Source organism: Streptomyces sp. W16, assembly GCF_033194735.1.
GTDB lineage: Bacteria > Actinomycetota > Actinomycetes > Streptomycetales > Streptomycetaceae > Streptomyces.
This window is the reverse complement of the sequence record NZ_JAWOAI010000730.1, coordinates 1-3871: the sequence shown is the minus strand read 5'-3', so window position 1 is coordinate 3871 and position 3871 is coordinate 1. Positions and strand designations below refer to the sequence as shown.

General features: G+C 70.0%; 4 protein-coding genes. 2 read left to right on the top strand and 2 right to left on the bottom strand.

Annotated features, from left to right (window positions below):
* On the bottom strand, nt 1–978 hold a 978-nt coding region (locus R6V09_RS48060; protein WP_317887761.1), incomplete at its 3' end, for an AAA family ATPase.
* Nucleotides 979–1214: 236 nt separating this feature from the next.
* Nucleotides 1215–1763, bottom strand: a complete 549-nt coding sequence (locus tag R6V09_RS48055; RefSeq protein WP_317887760.1) for a beta-class carbonic anhydrase — start codon at nt 1761–1763, stop codon at nt 1215–1217.
* Between the two features lie 417 nt (nt 1764–2180).
* On the opposite strand from R6V09_RS48055, the gene rsmH reads away from it, so the two are divergent.
* The gene (gene rsmH, locus R6V09_RS48050) at nt 2181–3137 is read left to right on the top strand and encodes a 16S rRNA (cytosine(1402)-N(4))-methyltransferase RsmH (protein WP_317887759.1); all 957 of its coding nucleotides are present in this window, start codon (nt 2181–2183) and stop codon (nt 3135–3137) included.
* A 58-nt stretch (nt 3138–3195) separates the two neighbouring features.
* On the top strand, nt 3196–3756 hold the full coding sequence (locus R6V09_RS48045; RefSeq protein ID WP_317887758.1) for a septum formation initiator family protein: 561 nt from the start codon (nt 3196–3198) through the stop codon (nt 3754–3756).
* The last annotated feature ends 115 nt before the right edge of the window (nt 3757–3871 follow it).

The following is a 3871-nucleotide window of genomic DNA, read 5'->3' as shown; positions in this document are numbered from 1 at the left end:
GCTCTGCTGCGGCGGCGCGGCGGGCACGGGGGTGCGCTGCAGGATCTCCTGGACGACCTGCTCCGCCGTACGGCGGTTCAGCTGGGCCTGGGCGGTGGGCAGCAGGCGGTGGGCCAGGACCGCGACCGCGAGCGCCTGGATGTCGTCCGGCAGCGCGTACTCACGGCCGCTCAGGGCGGCGGAGGCCTTCGCCGCGCGCAGCAGGTGCAGCGTCGCGCGCGGGGAGGCGCCGAGTCTGAGGTCGGGGTGGTTGCGCGTGGCGGAGACCAGTTCCACCGCGTACCTGCGCACCGGGTCGGCGACATGGACGCCGCGGACCGCCTCGACCAGCTTGACGATGTCGTGCGCGTGGGCCACGGGCTGGAGGTCGTCCAGCGGGCTCGCCCCGCCGTGGATGTCCAGCATCTGCAGCTCGGCCTCCGCGCTGGGATAGCCGATGGAGACCCGGGCCATGAAACGGTCGCGCTGGGCCTCGGGCAGCGGATAGGTGCCCTCCATCTCGACCGGGTTCTGCGTGGCGACCACCATGAAGGGGCTGGGCAGCTCGTAGGTCTGGCCGTCGATGGTGACCTGGCGCTCCTCCATGGACTCCAGGAGCGCGGACTGTGTCTTCGGCGAGGCGCGGTTGATCTCGTCGCCGATCACGATCTGGGCGAAGATGGCGCCCGGTTTGAACTCGAAGTCCCGCTGCTGCTGGTCCCAGATGGACACACCTGTGATGTCCGAGGGCAGCAGGTCTGGCGTGAACTGGATTCGCCGCACCGAACAGTCGATCGACCGCGCCAGCGCCTTGGCCAGCATTGTCTTGCCCACACCAGGAACGTCCTCGATCAGAAGATGTCCCTCGGCGAGCAGCACGGTCAGCGAAAGCCGTACGACCTCGGGCTTGCCCTCGATCACTCCTTCCACCGAACTGCGGACTCGCTCCACAGTGGCGGTCAGATCTGTAAGGCTCGCTCGATCGTCATAGGTCGTCACCCGGCCCTCCTCGGCCCGTTCTTTCCATGGGCCGGCGCACGCACTGCGGACCGGCCCACCCCGAAACACGGACGGCACGCGGGAAAAGTTCCGCGTGACGCCACACCCGCATTCTTGTTGCCGTTACCGGTTCGTGTCACTCGCCTGTGGACAACTGCCTTCGCTTTGTCGGGTCTTACGACCTTTTGGGCGGTCCCAGCGGCGAACTTTTCGAAGTTTCGGGGCGGGCGGGTGCGTCAGGCGGGGTCGATCTCGCGCAGCAGACCCGACTTCACGTCGAACACGAAGCCGCGCACATCATCAGTGTGCAGCAGGAACGGTGAGGTGCGCACACGCTGCATGGACTGCCGTACGTCCTGTTCCACGTCCCGGAAGGCCTCCACCGCCCAGGCGGGGCGCTGGCCGACCTCCATCTCCAGGTCGTGCCGGAACTCCTCGGTGAGGGACTCCAGACCGCAGCCGGTGTGGTGGATGAGCACGACGCTGCGGGTGCCGAGCGCCCGCTGGCTGATGGTGAGGGAGCGGATGACGTCGTCGGTGACCACACCGCCCGCGTTGCGGATCGTGTGGCAGTCGCCCAGTTCCAGACCGAGCGCGTCGTGCAGGTCGAGACGGGCGTCCATGCAGGCCACGACGGCGACCTGCAGGACGGGATGGGCGTCCATCCCGGGATCGGTGAAGGCGGCGGCATACTGCGCGTTGGCCTCGACGAGGCGGTCCGTCACAGTCCCGCCGCCGGCTATGGCGCCTTCGGACTCTGTGGGTACGGATGCGGAGGTCGTCATACCTATGACGGTACTGGTCACCAGCGACCCGGTCTTGGAACGGGATGGGAAAAAGAGCGTCATTGCGTCCTCTTGTGAGGTAACCCACACGGGTGGCGGGGGTGCACCCGTGTGGGTGATTCTTCCCGTTTTGAGGCTTCGCACGCACCCCGGCCCGCGACGCGCAGGCCGGTTGATTGACCGCGAGACAGCGTGGACTAAAGTTGCGCGAAGCGGGAGGCGAGGTCCTCCCTGCTGGACTTTTCCCGGAGACCCCGGCGACTTTCCGGATTCTCCCCACGTGCGCGGCGCGTACGTACGGCTCGGCCTCCTCCCGCTCCCGGTCGGCTGACGCTTCCGGCGCCGGCAGGCCTTCCCCTTCATGAGCGGGCGGGGACCCGGCGGTGCGTACGGGCCCGCCGGACCTGAGAGGGCCCCTTGAGCAACAGTCGACACGTCCCGGTGATGCTCCAGCGGTGCCTGGACCTGTTGGCACCCGCCCTGGAGCGGCCGGGAGCGGTGGTCGTCGACTGCACGCTCGGCCTCGGCGGCCACAGCGAGGCCCTGCTGACCCGGTTCCCCGAGGCTCACCTCGTCGCCCTCGACCGCGACAAGGAGGCCCTGCGCCTCTCCGGCGAGCGCCTCGCCCCCTTCGGCGACCGCGCCACCCTTGTGCACGCCGTCTACGACGAGCTGCCCGAGGTATTGGAGCGGCTCGGCCTCGCGCGCGTGGAGGGCGTTCTGTTCGACCTCGGCGTCTCCTCTATGCAGTTGGACGAGGCCGACCGCGGCTTCGCCTACGCCCAGGACGCGCCCCTCGACATGCGCATGGACCAGACGACCGGCATCAGCGCCGCCGAGGTCCTCAACACCTACCCGGCCGGTGAACTCGTCCGCATCCTGCGGGCGTACGGCGAGGAGAAGCAGGCCAAGCGGATCGTGTCCGCGGTCGTCCGCGAGCGCGACAAGGAGCCGTTCAGCAACAGCGCGCGGCTCGTCGAGCTGATCCGCGACTCGCTGCCGCAGGCCGCCAAGCGCACCGGCGGCAACCCGGCCAAGCGCACCTTCCAGGCCCTGCGGATCGAGGTCAACGGCGAACTGTCCGTCCTGGAGCGCGCGATTCCCGCCGCCGTGAAGTCCCTTGCCGTCGGCGGCCGGATCGCCGTCCTGTCGTACCACTCGCTCGAAGACCGCCTGGTGAAGCAGGTGTTCGCGGCCGGCGCCGCCAATACCGCGCCTCCTGGACTGCCGGTGGTGCCCGAGCAGTATCAGCCCCGGCTCAAGCTCCTGACGCGCGGTGCCGAACTTCCCACCGAGGAAGAGGTCGCCGAGAACCGGCGAGCGGCACCCGCGCGGCTGCGGGGGGCCGAGCGCATCAGGGAGGACGTCGGGTGAGTACGTACCAAGTCGGTGCGGGGCATGGGGTGCGGGGTACGGGGTGCGGGGTGCGTGAGTGAGTAGGAAACCCGAACTGAGGGGCAGGGCCGCCCGACTCGCGCGGCTCTTCCCGACCGGCCCCGCACGGGCGGGCGGTATCCAGGCGGCCCGTACCCCGTTCGTCCTCCTTGTCGTGCTCCTCCTCGGCGGCGGCCTGATCGGACTGCTCGTGCTGAACTCCGCGCTCAGCGAAGGGCAGTTCAAGCTGGACGACCTCCAGAAGCAGACGAAGAGCCTCACCGACGAGGAGCAGGCACTCCAGCGGGACGTGGACGCCTACTCCGCCCCCGACGCCCTCCAGCGCCGCGCCCACGAGCTGGGCATGGTGCCCGGCGGGGACCCCGCCTTCCTCGACCCGAACGGCACCGTGAAGGGTGTCCCCGAGCAGGCCGCCGCTGAGAAGACCTCGGTGGACACACCGGTGGTCCTCGCGCCCGAGGCACTCGTCAGCAAACCGAGCCCGAGTCCGGCTCCCGCAGCCGGCGCGACGGCACCGGTGACCACCCCGGCCACCCCCACCCCGACCCGGCCGGTGAAGACCGTCCAGTCCTCCACCCCGACTACACCCGGCAGGTGACGGAAGTGTCCGACAGGGAACCGCCGCGCCGCCGAGTGCCAGGACCGGCCAGGCCCGAACGGCCAGAGGGCGGTAATGCCCCCCGGCGCCGCCCCGGGCCCGGCGCCCGCCCGGC

Bases quoted from the DNA above. Each gene is read 5' to 3' on its own strand.
- R6V09_RS48055 (WP_317887760.1), bottom strand. From the start codon at position 1,763: ATGACGACCTCCGCATCCGTACCCACAGAGTCCGAAGGCGCCATAGCC.